Genomic DNA, 24,231 nt, shown 5'->3' with positions numbered 1-24,231 from the left:
ATGCACGGCCGGCCCAAATTCGGGGGTCGGAAGAGGATAGGGTTACTCGGCGGCCAGCGGCTTCTGGTGCAGCGGCAGGCCGAGCCGGTCCCAGACCTGGAGCAGGGCCTCGGCCAGCGCGTCGATCAGGCCGTCGTCATGATAGGGCGAGGGCGTGATGCGCAGCCGCTCGGTGCCCTTGGCGACCGTCGGATAGTTGATCGGCTGGATGTAGATGCCGTGGTCCTCGAGCAGCAGGTCGGAAGCGCGCTTGCACTTCTCGGGATCGCCGACGAACAGCGGCACGATATGGGTGTCGCTCGACATCACCGGCAGGCCGGCGGCGGTCAGGATCGCCTTGGTGCGGGCAGCGCGGTCCTGGTGGCGCTCGCGCTCCCAGCTCGAGGTCTTCAGATGGCGGATCGCAGCGGTTGCGGCCGAGCAGATCGCCGGCGGCAGCGCGGTCGTGAAGATGAAGCCCGGCGCGTAGGAGCGCACCGCGTCGATCACCTCTGCCTTGCCGGCGATATAGCCGCCGAGGCAGCCGAACGCCTTGGCGAGCGTGCCCTCGACGATGTCGATGCGGTGCATCACGCCGTCGCGCTCGGCGATGCCGCCGCCGCGCGGGCCGTACATGCCGACCGCATGAACTTCGTCGACATAGGTCATGGCGCCGTATTTTTCGGCGAGATCGCAGATCTTGCCGAGCGGCGCGACGTCGCCGTCCATCGAATAGAGGCTCTCGCAGATGATCAGCTTCGGCCGGTCTGGCCCCGCGGCGATCAGCAGCTCTTCGAGATGCGCGACGTCGTTGTGGCGGAAGATCTGGCGTTCGCAGCCGGCCTGGCGCACGCCTTCGATCATCGAATTGTGGTTCAGCGCGTCCGACAGGATCAGGCAGTTCGGGATCAGCTTGGCGAGCGTCGAGATGCCGGTCTGGTTCGAGACGTAGCCCGAGGTGAACAGCAGCGAGGCTTGCTTGCCGTGCAGGTCGGCGAGCTCGGCCTCGAGCGCCACCAGCGGATGATGGGTGCCCGCGATGTTGCGGGTGCCGCCGGCGCCGGTGCCGACCCGGGTCGCGGTCTCGACCATGGCGCCGACCACCTTGGGGTGCTGGCCCATGCCGAGATAGTCGTTGGAGCACCAGATCACGACGTTGCGGCTGCCTTTCGGCGAATGCCAGGTCGCGTGCGGGAAGCGTCCCGCGATCCGCTCGAGGTCGGCGAACACCCGATAGCGCCGCTCGTCATGCAGGCGGTTGAGGGCGGCATTGAAGAACTGGCTGTAATCCATCGGGCAAACCCAGAGCGCGGAACCTAACCGGAAGAGCTGCCTCTTCTTAGAGCTTTTCCAGCTCTAATGTCCATGCATTGACCCACATCTGGGCATGCGCCGCGGTTGGGCAAATTGCCATAGCCTGCTCGATTTGGCTTGATTTCGGTCAAATCGCCGGGCGCCGCGTCCGCCACCCGGCCCGGGCAGGCTCAGGTGGTCCTGAAGCGCAGCATGCCGTCGTCGTGCATTTCGGCCGTCAGGCGGCCCTCGACCAGCATGTAGTTGACATGGGCAACCAGCTCGCCGGCGGCAAAGCCCATCTGGTGCTCGTCCAGCACGTGCTTGTGGAACACCACGGGCACCAGCTCCTTGGAGGTCTGCGGCACCTCGCGGCAGGCTTCCGCGATCAGCCGGCAGCGCTCCTCATGGTGATCGGCGAGCTGCTTGATCCGGGTCTTCAGCCCGTAGAACGGCACGCCGTGGCCCGGCAGCACCATCACGTCATAGGGCAGGGTGGTGGTCAGGCTCGCCAGCGAGGCCAGATATTCGCCGAGCGAGTTCTGCTCGGGCTCGACCGCCCAGACGCTGACATTGGGCGAGATCTTGCTCAGCACCTGGTCGGCGGACAGGAACAGCTTGTCGGCGGCGCAATACAGCATCACCTGGTCGAGCGCGTGACCGCCGCCGGTGATCACCTTGAAGCGCCTTGTGCCGATCACGACCTCGTCGCCATGGGTAAGACGGTGATAGGACGGCGGCAGCACCGACACGCGCTTGAGATAGTCCTGGCCGCGGCCGAGCAGCTTCTCGGTCAGGTCCTCGTCCATTCCATGGCGGCGGAAGAACAGCCGCTGCGCGTTGCGCCGCTCCTCGGTGCCGCGGTTCTGGTGATAGACCGACTGCAGATATTCCACCTGCGACATGAACAGCGGGCAGTCGAAGCGCTCGGTGATCCAGCCGGCGAGGCCGACATGGTCGGGATGCGAATGCGTCACGATCAGCCTGGTGACCTTGACGTGCTTCAGCGGTCCCTCGAACAGCGTGGTCCAGGCCGCGATCGATTCCTCGTTGCCGAAGCCGGCATCCACCATGGTCCAGCCGTCGCCGTCGGCGAGCAGGTAGATGTTCACATGGTTGAGGCGGAACGGCAGCTTCAGCCGCGCCCACAGCACGCCGGGAGCCACCTCCACGACCTGGTCGTGGCCGGGATGATTTTCCCAGGGGTATCGCAGTGCCTCCGCGGAGGAGGGAAGGCTGTCGGTCTTCTTGTCCATGCTACGGGCTTAGCGGCACATTGCCCGCCGCGCCAGCCGAAAAATCAGATAGCCGTCCGGAGAATTGGACAGGAAATCCGCCGAATTCCGTAGCCCGGATCAAGCGAGGCCGTAATCCGGACTCCCTCTTCTCCTTCCCCCCGAAAGGGGGAAGGTCGGGATGGGGGTCAGCCGCAGGAAACGATGCGTTTGGTGAGAGCAGATCCCCACCCGCTTTGCTCTGACGAGCAAAGCGACCTCCCCTTTTCAAGGGGAGGTTGGAGCGCGTACGCGGCGTGCCTATGCCGCGCGGATATTCGACAGGAAGCCGTCGATCTCGGAGCGCAGCACGTCGGCCTCGCGGCGCAGCGCGTCGGAGGCGCTCAGCACCTCGCCGGCCGCGGCGCCGGCCTCGGCCGAGGCGGTCGAGACGCCGACGATGTTGCTCGACACCTCGCTGGTGCCGCCGGCCGCATGCTGGATGTTGCGGGCGATCTCGCGGGTCGCCGCGCCCTGCTCCTCGACGGCGGCGGCGATCGCGGTGGTGACGTCGTTGATCTCGCCGATCGTGCTCGAGATGTTGCGGATCGCGGAGACGGCGGTCGTCGTCACCTCCTGCATGCTGACGATCTGCTGGCGGATCTCTTCCGTCGCCTTGGCGGTCTGGCTCGCCAGGTTCTTCACCTCGGAGGCGACCACGGCAAAGCCGCGGCCGGCCTCGCCGGCGCGCGCCGCCTCGATGGTGGCGTTGAGCGCGAGGAGATTGGTCTGCGAGGCGATGGTCTGGATCAGATCGACCACGACGCTGATCCGCGCGGCGTTGTCGGCTAGGCCCTGCATCGTGCTGTCGGTGGCGCTGGCTTCCTCCACCGCCTTGCGGGCGATCTCCGCCGAGGTGACGACCTGGCGGCCGATCTCGGAGATCGACGACGACAGCTCCTCGGTGCCGGCCGACACCGTCTGCACGTTGACCGAGGTCTCCTCGGCGGCCGAGGCCACCGCGTTGACCAGCGCGCTCGACTGGTCGGCGGTCGCCGACATGCTCTGCGCGGTCGACTGCATCGAGTTCGCCGCGGTCTGCAGGCTGCCGAGCGCATTGCGGACCGTCGATTCGAACGTCGTGATCTGGGTCTCCATGCGCGAGGCACGCTCGGCCTTGGCGGAGCGGTCCTTGTTCTGGTTTTCGGTGAGCTCGCGGCTCTCGATCATGCTCTCGCGGAACACCTGCAGCGCGTCGGCCATCACGGCGATCTCGTCGCGCTGGCGGCTCTGCGGGATCTCGGTGTCGAGGTCGCCGTCGGACAGCAGCTGCATCGAGCGTTGCAGGCCGCGGATGCGGCGCAGGATGTTGCGCCCGACATAGAGCCAGACGAACAGAAACGAGCCGACCAGCGTCAGCGCGCCGAGGCCGATCATGACCGTGGTCGCGAGCGAGATCTGGTGCCGTGCCTGGAAGGTCGCAGCGTCGGTCTCCTTCTGCACACCGTCGACCAGCTGCTGGACGCTGATGCCGAGCCCGACATTGAGCTTGCGGGTCTCCTCCAGGATGGTCTGGCCGTAATCGATCGAGTCGAGCTCCTTCTGGCGGACCTTGAACACGCCGGTCTTGCCTTCGCCGAGCGTCAAGAGCTTCTGCGCGGTGTCGCGCACGGCGACGATCGCCGGATTGTTCGGCAGGTCTTCGAGGTTGGACTTGACGCGCTCGCGGCCCTTCTTGAACTCCGCCTCGATCGCATCGAGCGTCTCGCTGGAATTGGCCGACAGCGCCGCGGTCATGTCGGCGGCCATCAGATTGCCGGCGGCGAGCACGCTGCTGATCTGGCTGACGGTGCGGGCCGCTTCGGTCGCGTCGTCAGCGGACACCTCCGCCGCGGCGAGGATGGCGTTGAGCCGGGTCTGCGCGTCGAGCGTCGCGGGACCGGTGGCGGAGACGAAGGCGGCCTGCGCCTTGCGCAGCGCGTTGTATTGCTTGTCGCGCAGCGCCCCGACCTCGAGCCGCTCGCGCGCCGCCGAGATCAGGCTCTTGGTCGCCTCGTCGGTATTCTTGACGTTTTCCTGGAGCGCGCTGACGACCGATTTGTCGGCACCGAGCTCGATGATCTCGCCGAGCTTGGCATTGGTTTGCTGCGCGACCTCCTGCACCTTCTTGGTGCGGTCGTTCAGCGCATCCTCGCTCTGCACGGCGAGCAGGCCGGGACCCTGGGCTGCGAGCGAGGCGCTCTGCGCGGCGAGCTGCAGGCTCGCGGCAAGCCGCGGAATGTCGCGGCCGGAGAGATCGCTCATGGTGCCGCCGAGCTGATGCAGCACGATGCCGGCGCCTGCGCTGATCACGAGCGCCATGCCTGCGATCACGGCGAATGCCGCGAACAGGCTGCCCCTGACGCCCATCTGCGGCAGGCGGATACGCTTGAGATTTGGTTTGCCGAGCTTGAACCGAAACGCCATTGCCCCCGCACTCCCTGGCCCACGATGGCCACTACTCTTGGATGTTTCCCCGGCGCGGGAGTATCGGTGCGGCGGGTTAACAAAATCGGGAAAATTGCGACAATCTGCTGGATTTTTCAGGGCTTCCGCGCACCGGCTTGGTTCGCTGTGCGGAATCGATGCACGCGAACGGACGCAAAAAGGCCGGCTTGCGCCGGCCTTTCCACTCTTGGTTGAGGTGGCCCGTAACTTTAGTAGCGGCCGTAGGCCGGGCCGCCGCCGAAATTGCCGAGATTGAAGCGGTAGTTGAGGCCCGCCTTCACGGTGTGCTCGTCATTGCGGAAAGAGCCGTACTGCGCCAGCGCGCCCGGCGCGGTGAAGCGGCTGTCGCCGAAGTCGTAGTACTGGTACTCGACCTTGGCCGACCAGTTCGGCGCGAACATGTATTCGGCGCCGCCGCCGATGGTCCAGCCGTTGCTGTGGTTGTCGCTGAGCGCGAAGCCGACCGGCGCACCGCCAAGCGTCACCGACTCATTGTTGTCGGAATAGGCGTAACCGCCCTTCACATAGATCAGGCCCGGACCCCAGGTGTAGCCGACGCGGCCGGTGATCGAGGCGATGCCGCGCTGGTTGTTGTTGTAGACGTAGCCGCCCGGGAAGATCGCGTTGAGCTGGTGGCCGCTGAGCCAGGAATACTGGCCTTCGAGGCCGATCACCCACATCGGCGACAGCTGCCAGTCATAGCCGGCCTGCACGCCGCCCATGAAGCGCGCGTCGGAGTCCGACAGCGCGAGGCCGTTGAAGGTGCTGTTCTGCGAGAACACGCCGCCGAGATGGCCGCCGAGATAGAAGCCGGTCCAGTTGTAGAGCGGCGCGGCGTAAACAGGCGCGGGCGCCTTCTGGTAATAGCCACGGTTGAAGTCGGCGGCGTGAGCGGTCGCGCCAAGGGCAGCGAGGGCAGCAGCCGCGGCTGCGGTTGCGAACAGGAACTTCTTCATAGGGCAGTCTCCGGACAAGTCATGAGGCGCAGCGTGAATGGGGCGCCATCCATGGCCGAGGGCGTAGACCGCATTTGAATAAAATTTCTCACCGAACGGCGGCTTCGCGCGTTAAGTCGCAGCCTTTGCGGCGAAAGGTTTTGTTGTGCCTAACGAACGCTTAAAGGGGACTGACGGAAGGCTTAACGCGCCGCGCGCGACACGCTTCTCCCGTTAACCAAAGCCGTCTGCTGATCGGGGCGGCTTGCTAAGCGAGCCGCTTGCGCACGTCGTCGCGGATCTGCTCGCGGAACGCCTGGCGGCGCGCGGCGCGATCCCCAACCGGAACGTCGTGGCGATCGAACACGTCGAACTTCTCCAGGATCGGATAGTGCTCGCTCGCCATCGCCAGCACGCGGAGCAGGCCGGCGACCTTCGGGGTCGGGCCGGTGACCTCCCACCGCCGCAGCTTCTCGGCGCCACCGGCACCCGATAGCCCGCACAGCTTCGCCATGTCAGCCACCGTCAGCTTGCGGCCGAGCGCCTCGCCGAGATGATCGCGCAATTTCCTCAGTTCTGGGCCGGTCACTCTTAAGTCCGCTCCGCGAGGGCAAAATGTGAAGTGAGTCACATGACGTGCTCGGGGCGAGGTCTATACGCCGCGCATGCGACTTCTCAAGGAAATCATCATGCACGGCATCATCGAAAGCCTCAGCCCCGAACACGGACGGATCGATTGGAAATGGGTCGGCAGTGTGTTCGTGGTCTACGTCGTGCTGATGATCGGCGGGGCGGGCGTGCTGCTCGCGCGCTGATCCGCGGCACGGCGCGCCGCGTGCGGATGACGACCATCGTTTGCGAAGATCCTGGTGCTGCCAGACAGGATTGAACTGTCGACCTCTCCATTACCAATGGAGTGCTCTACCACTGAGCTACGGCAGCATGCCCGGGAAAAATTGAATCGGCCCCAAGGGCCCGTCCAAGCGGGCGGTTCTTGCCACAGGCCTCCCTTTCGCGCAAGCGAAACAGCGCCCCTCGTGGCGCCGAAATCGGCAGAAATTGACGTTCCGCGCCGGTCATTGCGTCCAATCGGGCCGTTTTCGGCTGGAATCGGTTCCTTATCCAGCCGAAAGGCTCCCGATCTGCCGACCTGCGAATCATGATCTCCTGCGCAACTGGCTGACCGGGCAGGGTGCGCTTGCGCCGGCCATTGGCTATGCTCAGCCTATCCTCCCTTCGCGCAAGGCGTCGGCGGTTCGAGAGTTTCTTAAATGACAGGCGATCAGGACAGAGGCGGCGGGCAGGCCGGAGCCCGCGTGAAGGATTCACGACAGGATCGTCTCAAGCTGGCGCTGCGTGAAAACCTGAAGCGGCGGAAATCGCAGGCGCGCGGTCGCGAGGATGTGGCTTCCGATGCGGCCGACGCGCCGCTAGATGACGGCGGCGGAAACGAGCCGGGCCGTTAAATCGGCTCGTGTGTGTTGCAAGAGAAGCGGGTCGCCGAAAATGGCTGTAGATGACACGACGATCAATCGGCTGAACGCGACGGCCTATGCCTTCCCGCGCCATGAGCAGACCTTTCCGACCTTGACCGCGCAGGAGATCGAGCGGATGCGCCGCTTCGGCGAGCCGCGCGCGTACCAGGACGGCGAGGCGCTGTTCGAGACCGGTACGCGGGGTCCCGGCATGTTCGTGGTGCTGTCGGGCAGCGTCTCGGTCACCCAGCGCGACGGCCTTGGCCACGTCACGCCGATCATCGACCAGGGACCGGGGCAATTCCTCGCCGAGATCGGCCAGCTCTCCGGCCGCCCGGCGCTGGTCGACGGCCATGCCGACGGTGCCGTCGAGACGCTGTTGCTGCCGCCCGACCGGCTGCGTGCGCTTTTGGTCGCCGAGGCCGATCTCGGCGAGCGCATCATGCGCGCGCTGATCCTGCGCCGCGTCAGCCTGATCCAGGGCGGCGCCGGCGGGCCGGTGCTGATCGGCCCTGCCTCGGTCGGCAACATGGCGCCGCTGCAGAATTTCCTGGCGCGCAACGGCCAGCCGCACCATGTGCTCGATCCCGAGGCCGACACCGATGCCGCCGACCTTCTCGCGCGCTATTCGCCGACCCGCGCCGAACTGCCGCTGGTGGTCTGTCCCAACGGCACGGTGCTGCGCAATCCGTCCGAGACGGCGCTTGCGATGGCGCTCGGCATGATCGGCAACAGTGCGGAGAACAAGCTTTACGATGTCGCGGTGGTCGGCAGCGGCCCGGCCGGGCTTGCCACCGCGGTCTATGCGGCCTCGGAAGGCCTGTCGGTCGCGGTGTTCGATTCCCGCGCCTTCGGCGGCCAGGCCGGCGCCAGCATGCGCATCGAAAACTATCTGGGCTTCCCGACCGGCATCTCCGGCCAGGCGCTGGCCGGACGGGCCTTCAACCAGGCGCAGAAATTCGGCGCCGAGATGCTGATCCCGGTCTCGATCAAATCGCTCGATTGCTCGAAGGCCTCCGGTGCGTTCGCGCTCGATACCGCATGCGGGCATACGCTGCGCGCCCGGTCGGTCGTGGTCGCGAGCGGCGCGCGCTATCGCCGGCCCGTGATCGACAATCTCGAGCACTATGAGGGCCGCGGCGTCTGGTATTGGGCCTCGCCGATCGAGGCGCGGCTCTGCGCCCAGCAGGAGGTCGTGCTGGTCGGCGGCGGCAACTCCGCGGGCCAGGCGGCGGTGTACCTGTCGGCGCATGCCCGCAGGGTCAACATGATGATCCGCGGCGGCGGGCTCGGCGCCAGCATGTCGCGCTACCTGATCGAGCGCATCGAGGCGACGCCGAACATCGAATTGATGTTCAACACCGAGGTGGTCGGGCTCGAGGGCGCGGAGACGCTGGAGCGCGTGCGCTGGAAGAGCCGGCTCGCGCCCGACGAGTTCACGATGGACATCCGCAATCTGTTCCTGTTCGTCGGCGCCGATCCGGCGACCGGCTGGCTCGAGGGCTGCGGCGTGCAGGTCGACCGCGGCGGCTTCGTGATGACCGGCGTGCAGAACGGTGAGGGCGCGCGCGCCGTGCCGCTGCTCGAGACCACGGTGCCCGGCGTGTTCGCGGTCGGCGATGTCCGCTCCGGATCGGTCAAGCGCGTCGGCGGCGCGATCGGCGAGGGTGCGCAGGTCGTGGCTGCGCTGCACGGCTATCTCGCGGATGCCGGTAGTCCGACGTTGTAGTGATGATGCGGCGGGGAAGCTCTATTCCCGTCATCCTGAGGTGCGAGCGGAGCGAGCCTCGAAGGATGAATCGGCCACAGGCGGGGCCGTGCATCCTTCGAGGCTCGCCGAAGAGGCTCGCACCTCAGGATGACGGGTCCATCAAGCGCGACTAGTAAAGAGGCCAGACATGACAAAAGGCTGCAGCCATATCGCCGGCATCCAGGACGTCACGCCGAGTGCGCTCGGCTGCGAGGAATGCCTGAAGAGCGGCAGCCGCTGGCTGCATTTGCGGATCTGCCGGACCTGCGGCCATGTCTGCTGCTGCGACGACTCGCCGAACCGGCATGCGACGGCGCATTTCCATGCCACCGGCCATCCCGTGATCGAGGGCTACGATCCGCCGGAAGGCTGGGGCTGGTGCTATGTCGACGAGGTGCTGTTCGACCTGTCGAAGCGCAAGACGCCGCATCATGGGCCGATCCCGCGCTATTATTGATTCAACTTCTCACGAGGCGCACGTGCACGCGACGTGCAGCACCGGTGCGGAATTTTCAGCAAGCGGCGGCGTCGGCAAGTCCAATGAGATGTCGGACATCCTGGCATCGATCATGTAGCAATTTTTCGTCACGCATCGTAACCTGAGGCGCGGGTCTCAGCGGGGAGTGTGCCACATGACGACGTTAGTGCTCGTGCATGTCATTATTAGCTTGATTGCGATCGTCGCCGGCGTGATCGTGATGTTCGGCTTGCTCGGCTCGCGCGCGATGCCGGGGCTGACTGGGATCTTCCTGCTGTTCACGATCCTGACCAGCGCCACCGGCTTCGTGATCCCGCCGCTGATCACCGAGAAGGTGCTGCCGTCGCAGATCATCGGCGGGCTCTCGCTGGTTCTGCTCGCGATCGCCTGCATCGCGTTGTATGCGATGCAGCTCAAGGGCGTCTGGCGCCCGATCTATGTCGTGACCGCGATGGTCTCGCTTTATCTCAACGTCTTCGTGCTCGTCATCCAGAGCTTCCTCAAGGTGCCGGCGCTGAAGGCGCTGGCACCGGCCGTGCCGCCGAACCCGCCGTCCGGGCCGGTGTTTGCAGCGGTGCAGGGCATCGTGCTGGTGTTCTTCGCCGTGATGATCATCGGCGCCTGGCGCAGGTTCAGGCCGGTCAATTTCGCCTGATCCAGGGCGGATCACATCAATTCGAGGCGACGCACAGCATAGATGAGGATGTGCGGCGGCGTGTCGGGGACATGCCGTCGCCGAAGGTCCGTTCACGTCTGGCGTGTCCGGACCACAAGACCAGCAACAAGAGGAGCAATCAAATGCCCACCATCACCACCAAAGACGGCGTCGAGATTTTCTACAAGGATTGGGGTTCCGGCCAGCCGATCGTGTTCAGCCATGGCTGGCCGCTGTCGTCGGACGACTGGGACGCGCAAATGCTGTTCTTCGTGGGGCGCGGCTTTCGCGTCATCGCCCACGACCGCCGCGGCCACGGTCGCTCCGCCCAGGTCGCCGACGGCCACGACATGGACCACTATGCCGATGACCTCGCTGCCGTCACCGCACATCTCGACCTGAAGAACGCCGTGCATGTCGGTCACTCCACCGGCGGCGGCGAGGTGGTGCACTACATCGCGCGCCATGGCGAGAGCCGGGTGGCGAAGGCCGCGATTCTCAGCGCCGTGCCGCCCTTGATGGTGCAGACGGCGAACAATCCCGGCGGCCTGCCGAAGTCGGTGTTCGACGGCTTGCAGGCGCAGCTCGCCGCCAACCGCTCGCAGTTCTACCGCGATCTGCCGGCCGGACCGTTCTACGGCTACAACCGGCCCGGCGCGAAACCGTCGGAAGCCGTGATCCAGAACTGGTGGCGGCAGGGCATGATGGGCGGCGCCAAGGCGCATTACGACGGCATCGTCGCCTTCTCGCAGACCGACTTCACCGAGGATCTGAAGAAGATCAACGTGCCGGTGCTGGTGATGCATGGCGACGACGACCAGATCGTGCCCTACGCCGATTCCGCCCCGCTCTCGGCCAAGCTTCTGAAGAACGGCACGCTGAAAACCTACAAGGGCTTTCCGCACGGCATGCCGACGACCGAAGCCGAGACCATCAACGCGGACCTGCTGGCGTTCATCAAGGGCTGAGGCGAACGTCGCCCAGCATCACCGCTTGAGATCCTCAACTGCGCTCAAGTGAGGAAGCCATAGGCGGTAGGGTTCCCTCCCCCTTGCGGGGGAGGGTTAGGGAGAGGGGTGGCCACACGACGCGCTCTCTCGAATGCCATTCGCTAGCGTGATCAACATTGCGAAGACGGTGACCTCGTCATCCATCTCGCCCGGGGCTTACCCCTCTCCCCACCCTCCCCCGCAAGGGGGAGGGAGCCTGACGAGCGTGCTCACCTGACGTGTCAAGTTGGCATGTCGAACGCCGCCGGCGCCGTCAGCTCCTTTGCATGGGGTTGTTTTCGATATTTTGCTCGTGCGCTCGCCGGTTCCCTCGAGCGGGATTTCCTTGCGGCCGTTTGGTACCTCCGGGGCCGCAAGGCGTTATAACTACCGCATGTCCCCACCCGCGCCGCTGAAACTGATCGCCCTCGATGCCGATGACCTCGCGGTGATCTCCGCCCACGTCCAGGACGCCCGCGTCCAGCCTTCCGACATCATCTGGCGCCAGGACGAGAAGCGCCTGGTGGTCGGGCTGAACCGGCTGGACTGGGAGCAGACCCTGTCCGGCGGCACCTGCTCGCGCCGGCTGATCGCCGCGCTCAGGTTCGACCGGGTGCTGGCATGCAAGTCGCGCAATATCGACCTGGAAGCCCCGGAAGCGACCCTGGAACTGCTCGGGATCGAATTCCATGCCTCCGACCCGCCGGGCGGCAGCGCACTCCTGATGTTCGGCGAGGGCGCGGCGTTGCGGCTCGATGTCGAGTGCCTGGAGTGCGAATTGACCGATCTTGGGGCTGACGATCTCGGGATGGCGCCGGGGTAAATTCCGGGCCGTCGTCCCAGCGAACGCGGGGACCCATAACCACCGCTGCACTTGTTAGGGCGGGATGGGCCCCAGCGCCCTGTAACAATTGGAATTTGTGGCTATGGGTCCCTGCTTTCGCAGGGACGACAGCGTCTCTCGGGTCCTCCAAGGGTTGACGGCCATTATCCGCCGCGCCATTGAGCAGGGAGCTGAATTCCTCCTAAGAAAGCCGCCATGCCCGTTCGCCTGGACCGACAGAGCGCCGATTTCGACCAGCGTTTCCGCGATTTCCTGGCGGCCAAACGCGAGGTCTCGGCTGACGTCGAGCGCGCTACCCGCGCCATCGTCGATGATGTGGCGGCCCGCGGCGACGCGGCGCTGCTCGAGGCGACCAGGAAGTTCGACCGGCTCGATATCGACGCCGCCGGCCTGCGCATCACCACAGCCGAGATCGACGCCGGGGTCGCGGCCTGCGACCCCAAGACCGTCGAGGCGCTCAAATTCGCGCGCGACCGGATCGAGACCTTTCACCGCCGCCAGCTGCCGAAGGACGAGCGCTTCACCGATGCCGCCGGTGTCGAGCTCGGCTGGCGCTGGAGCGCGGTCGATGCGGTCGGGCTCTACGTGCCCGGGGGGACCGCGGCCTATCCGTCCTCGGTGCTGATGAATGCGGTGCCGGCCAGGGTCGCCGGCGTGCCGCGGGTGGTGATGGTGGTGCCGGCACCGGACGGCAAGCTCAACCCGCTGGTGCTGGCGGCCGCCCATCTCGGCGGCGTCTCGGAGATCTACCGCGTCGGCGGCGCCCAGGCGGTGGCTGCCTTGGCCTACGGCACGGCAACGATCGCGCCGGTGGCAAAAATCGTCGGCCCCGGCAACGCCTATGTCGCCGCCGCCAAGCGGCTGGTGTTCGGCAAGGTCGGCATCGACATGATCGCCGGCCCTTCCGAGGTGCTCGTCATCGCGGACGACACCGGCAATGCCGACTGGATCGCGGCCGATCTGTTGGCGCAGGCCGAGCATGACGTCAGCGCGCAGTCGATCCTGATCACCGACAGTGCGCGGCTCGCCGCCGATGTCGAGCGCGCAGTCGAGGCGCAGCTTGCGACGCTGCCGCGCGCCGAGATCGCCCGCACCTCGTGGAACGATTTCGGCGCCGTGATCAAGGTGGCAAAGCTCGACGACGCGGTCGAGCTCGCCAATGCGATCGCGGCCGAGCATCTGGAGATCATGACCGCCGATGCCGAGGGCCTGTCGAAGCAGGTCCGCAACGCCGGCGCGATCTTCCTCGGCGCCCATACGCCTGAGGCGATCGGCGACTATGTCGGCGGCTCCAACCACGTGCTGCCGACCGCGCGCTCGGCGCGGTTCTCCTCGGGCCTCGGGGTGCTTGACTTCATGAAGCGAACCTCGATCCTGCGGTGCGGGCCGGATCAGCTTCGTGCGCTCGGGCCCGCCGCGATGACGCTCGGCCAGGCCGAGGGTCTCGATGCCCATTCACGTTCCGTCGGATTGCGCCTCAACCTCTCATGACCAAGTCACCAGACGACGAGGATTCCAACAATCGCATCGTCGCGGTGACGCTCGACGAGGAATCGATCGGCCGTTCCGGGCCCGACATCGAGCATGAGCGGGCGATCGCGATCTACGATCTGGTCGAGCAGAACCTGTTCGCGCCCGAAGGCGCCGCCGGGCCGGGCCCGTACACCCTGCATATCGCGATCACCGGCAACCGGCTGATGTTCGATATCCGCAAGGAGGACGGCGCGCCTGTCGTGGCGCATCTGTTGTCGCTGACCCCGTTCCGCCGGGTCGTGAAGGACTACTTCATGATCTGCGACAGCTACTATCAGGCGATCCGCACCGCGACACCGGACAAGATCGAGGCGATCGACATGGGCCGCCGCGGCATCCATGACGAGGGCTCGCGCACCCTGCAGGAGCGGCTCAAGGGCAAGGTGCGGGTCGACTTCGAGACCGCGCGGCGGCTGTTCACGCTGATCACCGTCCTTCATTGGAAAGGCGAGGGCGCATGATCCCGATGATGATCGCCGCCTCGGCAAACGACGGGGGCGTACCCCGGTCGAAAAAAGCCTGATCGCATGGCAGCGCCAAGCGCGCGCACCCCGCAAGCCGTGCTGTTTGCATGCGCCCATAACGCTGTGCGCTCGCCGATGGCCGAAAGCCTGCTGCAGCACATGTTTCCGCAAGGCCTCTATGTCCGCTCGGCCGGCGTCAGGAAGGGCGAGCTCGATCCGTTCGCCGTCTCCGTGATGGCGGAGTTCGGCCAGGACATTTCCGGCCACAAGCCGCAAACCTTCGAAGAGCTCGAGGACTGGGAGGGGCTGAACTTCGACCTCATCATCACGCTGTCGCCCGAGGCCCACCACAGGGCGCTGGATCTGACCCGGACGCTCGCCGCCGACGTCGAATATTGGCCTACCGTCGATCCCACCGGCACCAGCGGCAACCGCGAGCAGAAGCTCGCCGCCTATCGCGAGGTCTGCGATGGCCTGTTGCTGCGCATCCGCCGCCGCTTTGCCAAGGCGGGCGCCGCGAACCTGTGAGGCGCGCGATGAGGTTCCGATTCGCAGAACCGCTCGTTGTCGCCAGACTGACAAACAGCTGTGCTTATGGGGCCTTGTCTCCAACGGGGAGCCCGATTCGCGGCCGGTTCCAAGGTTGTGCATCCATGCCCCATCCGATAGGTTCCGCCCGCGTCCGTCCCCCCGATTCAGCCCAAAAGCCCGCATGCTAGGCCGTCCCAAATTCGTTCTTGCTTCCGGTTCGCCACGGCGGCTGGCCCTGCTCAACCAGGCCGGCATCGAGCCCGACGCGCTGCGCCCGGCCGATGTCGACGAGACCCCGCGGCGGGCCGAATTGCCGCGCGCCTGCGCCAACCGCCTGGCGCGCGCGAAGGCGGACGCGGCGCTGAAGTCAGTTCAGCTCGACGATGATCTGCGCGGCTCCTTCATCATTTCCGCCGACACCGTGGTCGCAGTCGGCCGCCGCATCCTGCCCAAGGCCAATCTGGTCGACGAGGCCGCGCAGTGCCTGCGGCTGCTGTCGGGCCGCAACCACCGCGTCTACACCGCGATCTGCGTGGTGACGCCGCGCGAGGCGTTCCGCCAGCGCCTGGTCGAGACCCGCGTGCGCTTCAAGCGGCTCAGCGAGGACGACATCCAGGCCTATATCGGCTCCGGCGAATGGCGCGGCAAAGCCGGCGGCTACGCCGTGCAGGGCATCGCCGGATCCTTCGTGGTCAAGATGGTCGGCTCCTACACCAACGTGGTCGGCCTGCCGCTCTACGAGACCGTGACGCTGCTCGGCGGCGAAGGCTTTCCGATCCGCCACGGCTGGCTCAACTCCGTCGCGGTCTAAGGCTAGGGAACCTCCCGCCCAGAGCGCCCTTGCATCTCGATTGACGTAAGCTACGTCCGAGCCATGACCGACCAAGCCCGAACGCCCCCGGCCACCACGCGCGCCTGTCCGATCTGCGGCAAGCCCGTCGAGCAGGCCTTCCGCCCGTTCTGTTCGCCGCGCTGCCGCGACGTCGACCTGAATCGCTGGCTGACCGGCCGCTACGTCGTTCCCGGCCGCGAGGACGACGCGGAGGACCCGGAATAGCCAATATTTCCCAACAAGTTGGGGAAACTCCGGAAAGCGGGCCGCGGCCGGCGAAGCGTTTCGCGAAGCCGGGTGGACACAGCGCCCCGACCTCTCTATAAACCGCCCGCTCGCTCCGGCCTTTTCGGCCCCGCGGGTATGCCCAGGTAGCTCAGTTGGTAGAGCATGCGACTGAAAATCGCAGTGTCGGTGGTTCGATCCCGCCCCTGGGCACCATTAGCACGTTCCCCAGCTTCCCCATTTGTTCGCTAATGTGCTAGAAGTGCTTGAATATAAGCGCTTTCTTGTTCGCTGACATTCGCGACTTTCCGCCACCAGCCGCCGATCTTGTTGGTATCCCGTCGGTCGCGTGTTGGTAGATTTGACCGCGGGGATCTAATCGATGCCACTTTCGGATGCCGCCTGCCGTTCCGCGAAATCCGCCGAAAAGCCCTACAAAATCAGTGATGGAGGTGGGCTGCATTTGCTCGTTGAAAAGAACGGATCGCGGCTTTGGCGGCAGGCGTATCGGTTCGACGGGAAGCAGAAACTGATCGCGCTGGGCGCCTATCCGGCGGTCAGTCTCGCCGACGCCCGCACCGGTCGAGACGCGAACAAGGCACTCCTAGCCAAGGGCATTGATCCGTCCGCGCAGCGCAAGTTGGATCGCAGCGCCGCGCGCATCGCGCGCGCGAACACCTTCCGGATCGTCGCCGACGAGCTGATCGTGAAATTCGAGGCCGAGGGCGATGATCCAAAGACGATCGAAAAGAAGAAATGGCTTCTCGGCTTCATCAATGCCGATTTGGGCGACCGACCGATCGCCGAGATAAAGGCGTCGGAATTGCTGGATGTGCTTCGCAAGATCGAGAGGCGAGGGCGATATGATACGGCCCGGCGCGCCCGCAGCATTAGCGGTCGTGTTTTCAAGTACGCGATCAGCACCAATCGCGCCGAGCGCGACCCATCGGCTGATCTGGCGGGGGCCCTCATCGCTCCAAAGGTCAATCACCGTGCCGCCATCACCGAGCCGAAGGCCGTCGGCGCGCTTCTCCGCGCGATCGACGACATAGACGGTCAGATCACAACACGTGCAGCGTTGCAGCTGATCGCCCTTACGTTCGTTCGGCCGGGCGAACTGCGGCACGCGGAATGGATGGAATTCGATCTGCAGGGCGCTGTCTGGAACATTCCGAAGGAAAAAATGAAGATGCCGCGGCCGCACAAGGTACCGCTATCTCGTCAGGCGATTGCAATCATCAATGACCTTCGCGAGGTCACGGGTTCGTCGCGCTACTTGTTTCCGCAAATCCGCTCCTGGCATCGCCCTATCTCGGACGGCACGCTGAACGCTGCGCTGCGGCGGCTTGGGTACACGAAAGCGGAAGCGACGGCACATGGCTTCCGCTCGACCGCGTCGACGCTGCTGAACGAAAGCCGCCGTTCGGACGGCAGGCGCCGCTGGGATAGCGACGCTATCGAGCGCCAGCTAGCGCACCAAGAGGAAGACGAGGTTCGCGGTGCCTACAACGGCGCCGAATATTGGGAAGAACGCGTTCCGATGATGCAATGCTACGCTGATTACCTGGACGACCTGCGCAAGTCCGGGGCCGTTCTGTCGATCGCGAAGGCTCGGCGATCCCGATCGTCGTCAGGATCCTAGCCGTACAACCTGCGGATCAATCAGAGCAACGTAGATGCGCTCTGTTCGTGCGGGTAGAGGCACTCTCGGCGGATGCGGTCAACGATCACGATGATCCTAATACCGAGGCTCCCTGGACGTCGCGACGCCACGCGCCCGGGCTGACGCCAACCAACGTCGAAAATACTCGCGTAAAGTGGCTCTGGTTGGCGAAGCCGGCTGCGATCGCTATTTCGGCAAGTGTCAGGCTGCGGACCGTCATCAATTGCTTGGCCGCGCTGACTCGTTGGCGAAGCAGCCACTGATGCGGCGGCAGGCCGACAGAGGCGCGAAAAGCCCGTGAAAAATGGCTGGACGAGATGCCTACCTCGGTCGCGATGTCCTCAAGCGTCAGTTTGCCAGCGAGGTCAGCCTGAAGCCTATCGCATGCCCGCTTCACCTGCCATGGCGCAAGGCCGCCGCTCAGGGGTTCGCTATTGCGCAGGTCCCCGTAGGCCTGAGCGATGTACGCCGCGAGCGCCAGTATCATGTGATCGACGAAAAGCTGGTTGGGTTCAGATTGCTGGGGCAAGCCCTGCAAGTGCAACGCGCCGGTGTGATGCACGGCTTCGTCGCGAAAGCCGGTTCCGAACAGACAGTCGAGCTGGCCGACACGCCGAGCGCCGTATTGTTCCCGGATGCTGCTGAGCTCGGTAGTCGGAACGTAGAAGTGAATGGAGCGAAATGGCTTGTCGATCGCAAGACGACGATCGCATTTCGTCTCGTGCAGATGTGTCGCACCGTCGTTGAGGGAGGTCGAATCTGCAACATCGATAACAATATCAGCTCCCGAAAGCGCCGAGCCGAGACTCTCGCCCGCGATCGTGTTGAGGTCCGTCCTGTGAGATGCTGGGACCACCTTGTGGCCCTTCTCACAGAGCGCGCTCGTGAGTTTCGTTGCGACGAGCTTGGTACCGCCAATAATGACGACCTTCATGGCTTTCCCCTGATTTTCAGGCCGCGAATGGCTCTGTTCGTGAAAGCGGGGGGAGACTGCGCCCAAACTGGATGAAAAGCCTTGCGGCCACATTGGAATGCGATTGGATGCGCCTTGGAAATTCGTCCAAGCCATGCGCTGAAGCGTCAGGATTGTGGGAAGATTATTGTCCGGGCGCCAGCCGGCGAGAGGTCAATGACCATTCCGTCGCATCCGGTTTTGAGTTTCTGCACTTTAGGGCGGAATCGGGAGCAGGCCGTGCCGTCACTCTGGCAACCCGGCTCGTCGCAGGCCTTCAGCTGCTACCGCAAAGTCTTTCGGTTGGACCAGCAGCCAATCATCGAGCTTGCTAATGCATAGCGTGGGGTCGAGCCGCCGCACGTGCTGCATGGCCTTTCGCGCCTCTTCCTCCCGCCCTGCCAGCGCATGGCTTGCGGCCATGAAGGCCGCTACCCGCAGGACATTCGGTACCTCCCTCCAAGCCATCTCCAAACAGGCGACAGCAGCGTCAAATCGGCCAGTATACAAATGCCCCATCGCAATTCCGGTCTGCATTTGAAATGTTTCCGGATCCAGCGGACTGAGGCGCATGGCACGCTTGAAGTATTCGATCGCACTATCGTGCTTGCCGAGGGAAATTCGCTGGTACCCGCCGAGGTACCAGATCGTTGAGAGATTGGGATTTAGCACCATCGCCCTGTCGAGATAGGTGACGCAACTCTCGAGGTCTCCACCAAAATGAGGCCATGCGTGACCGCCTCTGGTCAGAGCGACCGCGTCGTTTTTTCCCAGCGTCACGGCGTTTCGGCACAATCGCGCGGCCTCATTGCCTTCTGCCTCGCGATCCGTGATCCAACGATTCATCTTGCGCCAGTAGTAGCACCACGCCGCCATTCCATATGCGGAGGCGAACTCCGCATCGAGCTCGATCGCCTTGTAGAATAGCGGCAATGCCTCATCGAGGCCGGCCTTGTTCGCAAGATGAAATTTGGTCAATCCGCGCAAGTAATAGTCGTAGGCGTGGAGGCTTTCGGTCGGCTTTCGGCTTGCACGGTCGATTTCGGCAAGCTCAAGCTGTGGAGCGATTGCACCAACGACGCCTGCGGCGACCGTATCCTGCAGCTCAAAAATATCGTCGAGGGTGCCTTCGAAACGCTCGGCCCATAGATGCATGCCATTAGTCGCATCAATGAGTTGCCCGGTGATGCGCACTCTTGTTGCCACCTTGCGCACACTGCCTTCAAGCACATATCGCACGCCCAACTCGCGCCCCACCAGCCGGACATCAACGGACCTGCCCTTGTAGGTGAAGCTCGAATTCCGGGCGATTACGAAGAGCCAGCGCATCCGCGACAAGGCGAGGATGATGTCCTCAACCACGCCGTCGGCAAAGTATTCCTGCTCGGGATCGCCGCTCAGATTCTGGAACGGTAGGACAGCAACCGAAGGCTTGTCAGGAAGAGACAGCTCCTGGCTCTCATCCGAGCCAGCCTGCTCCGTGTTTCGGACGATGACGATATCGGGCCCTCTTGCCTCAACCTGGCCCACGAACCGGAAGCCCTTGCGGGAAATCGTTCGGATTAGGCGCTGTTCCTGGCCGCTATCACCGATCACCTTGCGCACCGCGTTGATATGGCTGGTGAGCGTTGACTCAGAGACGATACGCCCGCTCCAAACAGCGTCCAGCAGTTCATCTTTGGTGACGACATGGTCACGGGCTCGTACCAGGTAAGCCAGGAGGTCGAAAACTCTTGGGCCAACTGCAATTGCCTCCGAGCCGCGGGTGAGCTCCCGCCGCTCAAGGTCCAGCACGTAGTTGGCGAACAGGAACTGCACTTCCGTCCCCTTGATTTATGCGCGAGGTGGTAAGCGAGGGGGCGCGGCTCCCAAACGGGCCACCAGCAAGCAATTGATAGCACGCTAATATTCGGCAATTTGCCGGCTTTGGACGTTCAGTCGCAAAGGAAGATTGTCGACCAGACGAACGGCGAGATCAATGTCGAAACGTTGCTGGCGTGGGGCGGGCCGGCCGTTGTGTGCCAACCAGCTTGCAGGCCGAGAATTGGCCGGTTTGCCGTGCGACCTTGGTTTTGGGTGCCGGTCGCGAGGCGATACCCTTGGGACGGGGACTAAGTTTCGGCTTTGCCCCTCGAAACCGGACATCCCGGATTTAATCGAAGGCGCCTAGGTCGGCAGGGTTCTCATTTGCAGCCCTGACTCAATGTTCGCGCTTCGTTCTTTGTACTTGACAGTTACGGTACCGAACCTTACCTCCGTCGCGGTACGGGTCGTTACCACCTTTTTGATTCCGGTGAACACAGGCCGATTCTGGCGGCCTCACAGCCCGCGCTAATGCCCGAGCAAGAACCGATTGATTTCCTTGATGAGAGGGAAGCTAACCCCGCCCGATCGTTGGCAGGTCCCTAAGTCTTCACGCACGGAGTGTTGGTCCATGAGCAATCGCGATTGTTCGCCGAGGGATCTTCCTTTTGTATTCGAGACCCTCGAGGGCGATCCTTCCATCGCCGGTCAAAATCCTGCCGATGCCGAAATGACGCGCGTGCTGAAAGTTGCGCCACTCCAGATGGCTTCTGACGCTTCCAACAACGTGATCACCTTCTGGAGACACGATCCCCTGCACGATGTCGTGCGTCCCATGGGCGACCACGTCATCATGGCGTTCCCTGCCGAGCCAGTGCGCTATGAGCGCCGCAATGGAAAAGGGTCCGTAAAAGGAATGACAGGGCCTGGGACTGTGACAGTCATTCCGGCCGGCTCAACGTCGAGATGGGACATCTACGAGCCTCTGAGTGTCCTTCAGTTCTACCTTCCGCAGGCAACGCTCGATCGCGTTGCGCACGAAGCTGGCACTACCGTTACTCGTGAACTTGTGGAACGAACTGCGCATCCAGATCTTACTACAGCCCGGTTGCTGCTGAGCGCAGCCGATGCCCTGGAGGGCTGCGCGGCGCTGGATACGCTGTTCAGACGCCAGCTGACCGATGTATTGGCTACGCGTCTTCTCGCGGTGCACGCTGACTTGCCAACGACATTCCAGCCGACGATCGGCGGGCTGTCGCCCAAAGTGCTGCGTCGCGCCATCGAACGCCTGCGTTCGGACAAGAATGCTGACGTTTCTCTCAGAGCGCTGGCTGAAGAGGCCGGCCTGTCCCGCTTTCACTTCTGCCGCGCCTTCAAGGAGAGCACAGGACTTTCGCCTCACGCCTGGCTACGCCAGCACCATCTCGAGCGAGCCATGATGATGCTGCGCGACACTGATGATGCAATCGCGTCGATTGCAGCCGCTCTTGGTTATTCCTCGCAAGCTGCCTTCGCTGCGGCATTCAAGAAGCTAACAGGTGCGAGCCCGAGCAATTGGCGGCGACGCATTCGGTGAATCGGCATACGCCGACGCAGTCCTATTCACAGTAGGTGGTTTCGTACTCGTTCCCAGCTTGGACTGATGTCTAGATCAGAGCCGGCAAGTCCGGTATCGCGCCTTGGCTTCTCGCCGCGAACAGTGGTTCGTCGAGATTGACCATACAGGTCGGCGTTCCGACCCGTAGGAGCCAACAACAGCACCCGCTTTCGTGCCCGTGGAGGAGTCGTCCACGGCGTCATCAATGGAAGCCACAAGCCTCCCGGCAATTTGGTCGAACCATAGGCAAAACCGGCGGCCCCCACGCGACTAGCGTAGGTCCAAGCTTAGCAGCAATCGCTCTAAAGGTACGGCAATCGCTCTGGCGCAACCGCAGTACCGATCAACTAGGTCGTCAGGGTGCCAAATCGCGCAGATTCTGGAAGCGCAAACAACGGAGTAATGACATGCGAATCGTCATCATAGGCGCCGGCTTTGCCGGCTTATACGCGGCGCTTTCCGCGGCCCGTCTGCGCGATATCCAGGGTGTCTCGCCCGAGAAGCTCGAAATCGCACTGGTCGCACCCGAGCCGACACTGGTAGTCCGCCCGCGTCTCTACGAACCGAAGCCCGAGACTTTGACGGCGCCTCTGCTCGACGTGCTTAAGGCCATCGACGTCGTTTACATGCAGGGCAGCGCCGAGACGATCGACGCGAAATCGAAGTTCGTCGGCATCGTCGCAGCCAAGGGCGCGAAGAAGGAGCTCCCCTACGATCGCCTGATCGTCGCCACCGGCAGCCGACTGTTCCGGCCGAATATTCCGGGCCTCGCCGAGCATGGTTTCAGCGTCGATACGCTCGATGACGCGGTTGCTCTCGACAAGCATTTGCACAGCCTGCCAGGTCGCCCGGCCGTGAAAGGACGTGACACCGTTGTCGTTGTCGGCGGCGGCTTTACCGGCATCGAAGCAGCTACCGAAATGGCAGCGCGGCTACGGGAGATCTTCGGCAAGAATGCCAAACCGCGCGTGATCATCGTCGAGCGCAGCCCCGCGATCGCTCCCGATATGGGCGAAGGCGCCCGCCCAGTCATCGAGGATGCTCTGCGCAAGCTTGGCGTGGAGACACGCGTCGAAGCGTGCATAGGCTCGCTCGACGAGGCCGGCGTCACGTTAACCTCCGGCGAACGGATAGAGGCCGAGACCGTGGTCTGGGCGGCGGGCATTCGCGCCGCGCCATTGACGCAACAGGTGCTTGCGGAGCGTGACAGTTTCGGCCGGCTGCTCGTCGATCGCGATTTGCGTGTGCCAGGAGCGCCGGGAGTCTTTGCGACCGGCGATGCTGCCCGCGCCGCCTGCGACGATGAGGGAAACTACGCGTTGATGTCGTGCCAGCACGCCACCCGAATGGGTGCCTTTGCCGGCAACAACGCCGCTGCCGAGCTGCTGGGCGTTCCGACCAAGCACTACCACCAGAAGGGTTACGTCACGTGTCTTGACCTCGGCGAGGCCGGCGCGCTGTTCACGACCGGCTGGGAACGCAACGTCAAAATGATCGGCGACGTTGCTAAGAAGACTAAGCGGGAAATCAACACCGTCTGGATCTACCCGCCGCAGGCCGAGCGCGCTGTCGCGCTGGCCTCGGCCAATCCGGAACGTGTGACTGATGTGACCGGCTTCCTCTAGCTCTTCACGCGCAACAGGCACTCCCTCACGGAAACGCGGCCGGCTCATCTCAGATCACTCTGGAGCTTCACAACGATGAAACACGAGACCGTGCGTACAACGGCGTTCGCCATGCCGCTGACTAGCCCTGCATTTCCACCGGGCCCTTATCGCTTCATCGATCGGGAGTACTTCATCATCCAGTACAGGACTCACCCGGAAGCACTGCGCCGGATCGTGCCTGAGCCGCTGGAGTTGACCGAGCCCGTGGTGAACTACGAATTCATCCGCATGCCCGACTCGACTGGCTTCGGCGACTACGCCGAAAGCGGTCAAGTCATCCCGGTGAGATACAAGGGCCAAGCCGGCAGCTTCGTCCACCAGATGTTCCTCAACGACCATCCACCGATCGCCGGCGGTCGCGAACTATGGGGCTTTCCCAAGAAGTTGGCACAGCCGAAGCTGGCGGTCGAGATCGATACGCTAGTCGGCACGCTGAACTACGGGTCCGTGCGGATCGCGACCGGCACGATGGGCTACAAGCATCGCGCTCTCGACTTATCAGTCGAAGCCAGAAGGCTCGCGGCCCCGAATTTCCTGCTCAAAATCATCCCGCATGTCGACGGCACCGCCCGCATCTGCGAACTGGTGTGCTTCCATTGCGAGGATATCACCTTGAAAGGCGCCTGGACTGGTCCTGCGGCGCTCGATCTCTATTCGCATGCGCTGGCGCCCGTCGCCGAGCTTCCGGTGCTGCAGGTGTTGTCGGCCAAGCACCTTGTCGCCGACCTGACCCTAGGTCTCGGCACTGTGATTCACGACTATCTGGGCTCGGCAGCGGTTGCGCGACAGCACGGGGCCGGCTCCGAAACCATAATTGAGACCAATGTTGGCTGACCGGATCAGGCTGCGATGCAGGGAGTTTGGC

23 protein-coding genes and 2 tRNA genes are annotated in these 24,231 nt (G+C 64.1%); 17 read left to right on the top strand and 8 right to left on the bottom strand.

The genetic code is table 11. The annotated features are described in order from the left end of the window. Nucleotides 1-42 precede the first annotated feature (42 nt). The 5 genes from hemA to BI327_RS26950 all read right to left on the bottom strand — a co-directional run bounded on the left by hemA (nucleotide 43) and on the right by BI327_RS26950 (nucleotide 6,497). Entirely contained in the window at nucleotides 43-1,272 is a 1,230-nt protein-coding gene (hemA, locus tag BI327_RS26970; protein WP_076864338.1) for a 5-aminolevulinate synthase, read from the bottom strand. A 191-nt stretch (nucleotides 1,273-1,463) separates the two neighbouring features. Continuing rightward, nucleotides 1,464-2,528 carry an MBL fold metallo-hydrolase gene (locus BI327_RS26965; protein ID WP_076864337.1) on the bottom strand — a complete coding sequence of 355 codons (1,065 nt, stop codon included), beginning with the start codon at nucleotides 2,526-2,528 and terminating at the stop codon, nucleotides 1,464-1,466. A 279-nt stretch (nucleotides 2,529-2,807) separates the two neighbouring features. Continuing rightward, nucleotides 2,808-4,952 (bottom strand): methyl-accepting chemotaxis protein, encoded by a 2,145-nt coding sequence (locus tag BI327_RS26960; RefSeq protein WP_076864336.1) that lies wholly within the window; start codon nucleotides 4,950-4,952, stop codon nucleotides 2,808-2,810. Between the two features lie 230 nt (nucleotides 4,953-5,182). Beyond that, nucleotides 5,183-5,929 (bottom strand): outer membrane protein, encoded by a 747-nt coding sequence (locus BI327_RS26955; RefSeq protein WP_076864335.1) that lies wholly within the window; start codon nucleotides 5,927-5,929, stop codon nucleotides 5,183-5,185. 247 nt (nucleotides 5,930-6,176) lie between these two features. Continuing rightward, complete coding sequence (locus BI327_RS26950) at nucleotides 6,177-6,497, bottom strand: hypothetical protein (RefSeq protein ID WP_076864334.1); 321 nt, start codon at nucleotides 6,495-6,497, stop codon at nucleotides 6,177-6,179. Between the two features lie 100 nt (nucleotides 6,498-6,597). Here BI327_RS26950 and BI327_RS43590 point away from each other — a divergent pair, with 100 nt between their 5' ends. Then, on the top strand, nucleotides 6,598-6,723 hold the full coding sequence (locus BI327_RS43590) for a hypothetical protein (protein ID WP_283807815.1): 126 nt from the start codon (nucleotides 6,598-6,600) through the stop codon (nucleotides 6,721-6,723). 52 nt (nucleotides 6,724-6,775) lie between these two features. Here the strand turns inward: BI327_RS43590 and BI327_RS26945 are convergent. After that, nucleotides 6,776-6,850: transfer RNA gene (locus BI327_RS26945), tRNA-Thr, on the bottom strand. Nucleotides 6,851-7,179: 329 nt separating this feature from the next. Between BI327_RS26945 and BI327_RS26940 the strand changes: the two genes are divergently transcribed. The 13 genes from BI327_RS26940 (at nucleotide 7,180) to BI327_RS26880 (ending at nucleotide 17,326) form a co-directional block, all read left to right on the top strand. Then, complete coding sequence (locus BI327_RS26940) at nucleotides 7,180-7,374, top strand: hypothetical protein (protein WP_143271700.1); 195 nt, start codon at nucleotides 7,180-7,182, stop codon at nucleotides 7,372-7,374. A gap of 40 nt (nucleotides 7,375-7,414) precedes the next feature. Next, entirely contained in the window at nucleotides 7,415-9,112 is a 1,698-nt protein-coding gene (locus BI327_RS26935) for an FAD-dependent oxidoreductase (protein ID WP_076864333.1), read from the top strand. Between the two features lie 169 nt (nucleotides 9,113-9,281). Further along, complete coding sequence (locus BI327_RS26930; protein WP_076864332.1) at nucleotides 9,282-9,590, top strand: UBP-type zinc finger domain-containing protein; 309 nt, start codon at nucleotides 9,282-9,284, stop codon at nucleotides 9,588-9,590. Nucleotides 9,591-9,765: 175 nt separating this feature from the next. Next, nucleotides 9,766-10,266: a hypothetical protein gene (locus BI327_RS26925; protein ID WP_076864331.1), complete on the top strand. Its 501-nt coding sequence runs from the start codon at nucleotides 9,766-9,768 to the stop codon at nucleotides 10,264-10,266. Between the two features lie 143 nt (nucleotides 10,267-10,409). Further along, nucleotides 10,410-11,234 carry an alpha/beta fold hydrolase gene (locus tag BI327_RS26920; protein WP_076864330.1) on the top strand — a complete coding sequence of 275 codons (825 nt, stop codon included), beginning with the start codon at nucleotides 10,410-10,412 and terminating at the stop codon, nucleotides 11,232-11,234. 415 nt (nucleotides 11,235-11,649) lie between these two features. Further along, the gene (locus tag BI327_RS26915; protein WP_076864329.1) at nucleotides 11,650-12,078 is read left to right on the top strand and encodes a DUF2948 family protein; all 429 of its coding nucleotides are present in this window, start codon (nucleotides 11,650-11,652) and stop codon (nucleotides 12,076-12,078) included. Between the two features lie 216 nt (nucleotides 12,079-12,294). Further along, complete coding sequence (gene hisD / locus BI327_RS26910) at nucleotides 12,295-13,590, top strand: histidinol dehydrogenase (protein ID WP_076864328.1); 1,296 nt, start codon at nucleotides 12,295-12,297, stop codon at nucleotides 13,588-13,590. Next, nucleotides 13,587-14,093 (top strand): UPF0262 family protein, encoded by a 507-nt coding sequence (locus BI327_RS26905; protein ID WP_076864327.1) that lies wholly within the window; start codon nucleotides 13,587-13,589, stop codon nucleotides 14,091-14,093. The genes hisD and BI327_RS26905 overlap by 4 nt, the downstream gene beginning before the upstream one ends. Before the next feature lie 66 nt (nucleotides 14,094-14,159). Next, complete coding sequence (locus BI327_RS26900; RefSeq protein WP_076864326.1) at nucleotides 14,160-14,624, top strand: arsenate-mycothiol transferase ArsC; 465 nt, start codon at nucleotides 14,160-14,162, stop codon at nucleotides 14,622-14,624. A gap of 184 nt (nucleotides 14,625-14,808) precedes the next feature. Continuing rightward, complete coding sequence (locus BI327_RS26895; protein ID WP_076864325.1) at nucleotides 14,809-15,438, top strand: Maf-like protein; 630 nt, start codon at nucleotides 14,809-14,811, stop codon at nucleotides 15,436-15,438. A 63-nt stretch (nucleotides 15,439-15,501) separates the two neighbouring features. Continuing rightward, nucleotides 15,502-15,684: a DNA gyrase inhibitor YacG gene (yacG, locus tag BI327_RS26890; protein WP_076864324.1), complete on the top strand. Its 183-nt coding sequence runs from the start codon at nucleotides 15,502-15,504 to the stop codon at nucleotides 15,682-15,684. A gap of 140 nt (nucleotides 15,685-15,824) precedes the next feature. After that, nucleotides 15,825-15,900: transfer RNA gene (locus BI327_RS26885), tRNA-Phe, on the top strand. A gap of 166 nt (nucleotides 15,901-16,066) precedes the next feature. After that, a complete protein-coding gene (locus BI327_RS26880; protein ID WP_076864323.1) occupies nucleotides 16,067-17,326 on the top strand; it encodes a tyrosine-type recombinase/integrase in 1,260 nt (419 codons plus the stop codon). A gap of 85 nt (nucleotides 17,327-17,411) precedes the next feature. Here BI327_RS26880 and BI327_RS26875 read toward each other — a convergent pair whose 3' ends face one another. Together BI327_RS26875 and BI327_RS26870 are read right to left on the bottom strand one after the other, a co-directional pair. After that, nucleotides 17,412-18,281, bottom strand: a complete 870-nt coding sequence (locus BI327_RS26875) for an AraC family transcriptional regulator (RefSeq protein ID WP_076864322.1) — start codon at nucleotides 18,279-18,281, stop codon at nucleotides 17,412-17,414. A 264-nt stretch (nucleotides 18,282-18,545) separates the two neighbouring features. Continuing rightward, nucleotides 18,546-20,117 carry a winged helix-turn-helix domain-containing tetratricopeptide repeat protein gene (locus tag BI327_RS26870; protein ID WP_076864321.1) on the bottom strand — a complete coding sequence of 524 codons (1,572 nt, stop codon included), beginning with the start codon at nucleotides 20,115-20,117 and terminating at the stop codon, nucleotides 18,546-18,548. 616 nt (nucleotides 20,118-20,733) lie between these two features. Between BI327_RS26870 and BI327_RS26865 the strand changes: the two genes are divergently transcribed. From BI327_RS26865 to BI327_RS26855, 3 genes are all read left to right on the top strand, one after another. Then, nucleotides 20,734-21,678: a helix-turn-helix domain-containing protein gene (locus BI327_RS26865; protein WP_076864320.1), complete on the top strand. Its 945-nt coding sequence runs from the start codon at nucleotides 20,734-20,736 to the stop codon at nucleotides 21,676-21,678. A gap of 428 nt (nucleotides 21,679-22,106) precedes the next feature. Then, nucleotides 22,107-23,324: an NAD(P)/FAD-dependent oxidoreductase gene (locus tag BI327_RS26860; protein ID WP_076864319.1), complete on the top strand. Its 1,218-nt coding sequence runs from the start codon at nucleotides 22,107-22,109 to the stop codon at nucleotides 23,322-23,324. Between the two features lie 75 nt (nucleotides 23,325-23,399). Beyond that, nucleotides 23,400-24,200: an acetoacetate decarboxylase gene (locus tag BI327_RS26855; RefSeq protein ID WP_076864318.1), complete on the top strand. Its 801-nt coding sequence runs from the start codon at nucleotides 23,400-23,402 to the stop codon at nucleotides 24,198-24,200. Nucleotides 24,201-24,231 lie beyond the last annotated feature (31 nt).

This window comes from Bradyrhizobium mercantei (assembly GCF_001982635.1).
GTDB lineage: Bacteria > Pseudomonadota > Alphaproteobacteria > Rhizobiales > Xanthobacteraceae > Bradyrhizobium > Bradyrhizobium mercantei.
This window is presented reverse-complemented; position numbering and strand designations above follow the sequence as displayed.

Excerpts from the sequence above, each read along its gene's own strand:
- yacG (WP_076864324.1), top strand. The coding sequence starts at position 15,502 with ATGACCGACCAAGCCCGAACGCCCCCGGCCACCACGCGCGCCTGTCCG.
- BI327_RS26965 (WP_076864337.1), bottom strand. The coding sequence starts at position 2,528 with ATGGACAAGAAGACCGACAGCCTTCCCTCCTCCGCGGAGGCACTGCGA.
- BI327_RS26955 (WP_076864335.1), bottom strand. The coding sequence starts at position 5,929 with ATGAAGAAGTTCCTGTTCGCAACCGCAGCCGCGGCTGCTGCCCTCGCT.
- BI327_RS26915 (WP_076864329.1), top strand. The coding sequence starts at position 11,650 with ATGTCCCCACCCGCGCCGCTGAAACTGATCGCCCTCGATGCCGATGAC.
- BI327_RS26855 (WP_076864318.1), top strand. The coding sequence starts at position 23,400 with ATGAAACACGAGACCGTGCGTACAACGGCGTTCGCCATGCCGCTGACT.
- hisD (WP_076864328.1), top strand. The coding sequence starts at position 12,295 with ATGCCCGTTCGCCTGGACCGACAGAGCGCCGATTTCGACCAGCGTTTC.
- BI327_RS26900 (WP_076864326.1), top strand. The coding sequence starts at position 14,160 with ATGGCAGCGCCAAGCGCGCGCACCCCGCAAGCCGTGCTGTTTGCATGC.
- BI327_RS26930 (WP_076864332.1), top strand. The coding sequence starts at position 9,282 with ATGACAAAAGGCTGCAGCCATATCGCCGGCATCCAGGACGTCACGCCG.
- BI327_RS43590 (WP_283807815.1), top strand. The coding sequence starts at position 6,598 with ATGCACGGCATCATCGAAAGCCTCAGCCCCGAACACGGACGGATCGAT.
- BI327_RS26920 (WP_076864330.1), top strand. The coding sequence starts at position 10,410 with ATGCCCACCATCACCACCAAAGACGGCGTCGAGATTTTCTACAAGGAT.
- BI327_RS26935 (WP_076864333.1), top strand. The coding sequence starts at position 7,415 with ATGGCTGTAGATGACACGACGATCAATCGGCTGAACGCGACGGCCTAT.
- BI327_RS26875 (WP_076864322.1), bottom strand. The coding sequence starts at position 18,281 with ATGAAGGTCGTCATTATTGGCGGTACCAAGCTCGTCGCAACGAAACTC.
- BI327_RS26960 (WP_076864336.1), bottom strand. The coding sequence starts at position 4,952 with ATGGCGTTTCGGTTCAAGCTCGGCAAACCAAATCTCAAGCGTATCCGC.
- BI327_RS26860 (WP_076864319.1), top strand. The coding sequence starts at position 22,107 with ATGCGAATCGTCATCATAGGCGCCGGCTTTGCCGGCTTATACGCGGCG.
- BI327_RS26940 (WP_143271700.1), top strand. The coding sequence starts at position 7,180 with ATGACAGGCGATCAGGACAGAGGCGGCGGGCAGGCCGGAGCCCGCGTG.
- BI327_RS26895 (WP_076864325.1), top strand. The coding sequence starts at position 14,809 with ATGCTAGGCCGTCCCAAATTCGTTCTTGCTTCCGGTTCGCCACGGCGG.
- hemA (WP_076864338.1), bottom strand. The coding sequence starts at position 1,272 with ATGGATTACAGCCAGTTCTTCAATGCCGCCCTCAACCGCCTGCATGAC.
- BI327_RS26905 (WP_076864327.1), top strand. The coding sequence starts at position 13,587 with ATGACCAAGTCACCAGACGACGAGGATTCCAACAATCGCATCGTCGCG.
- BI327_RS26880 (WP_076864323.1), top strand. The coding sequence starts at position 16,067 with ATGCCACTTTCGGATGCCGCCTGCCGTTCCGCGAAATCCGCCGAAAAG.
- BI327_RS26865 (WP_076864320.1), top strand. The coding sequence starts at position 20,734 with ATGAGCAATCGCGATTGTTCGCCGAGGGATCTTCCTTTTGTATTCGAG.
- BI327_RS26925 (WP_076864331.1), top strand. The coding sequence starts at position 9,766 with ATGACGACGTTAGTGCTCGTGCATGTCATTATTAGCTTGATTGCGATC.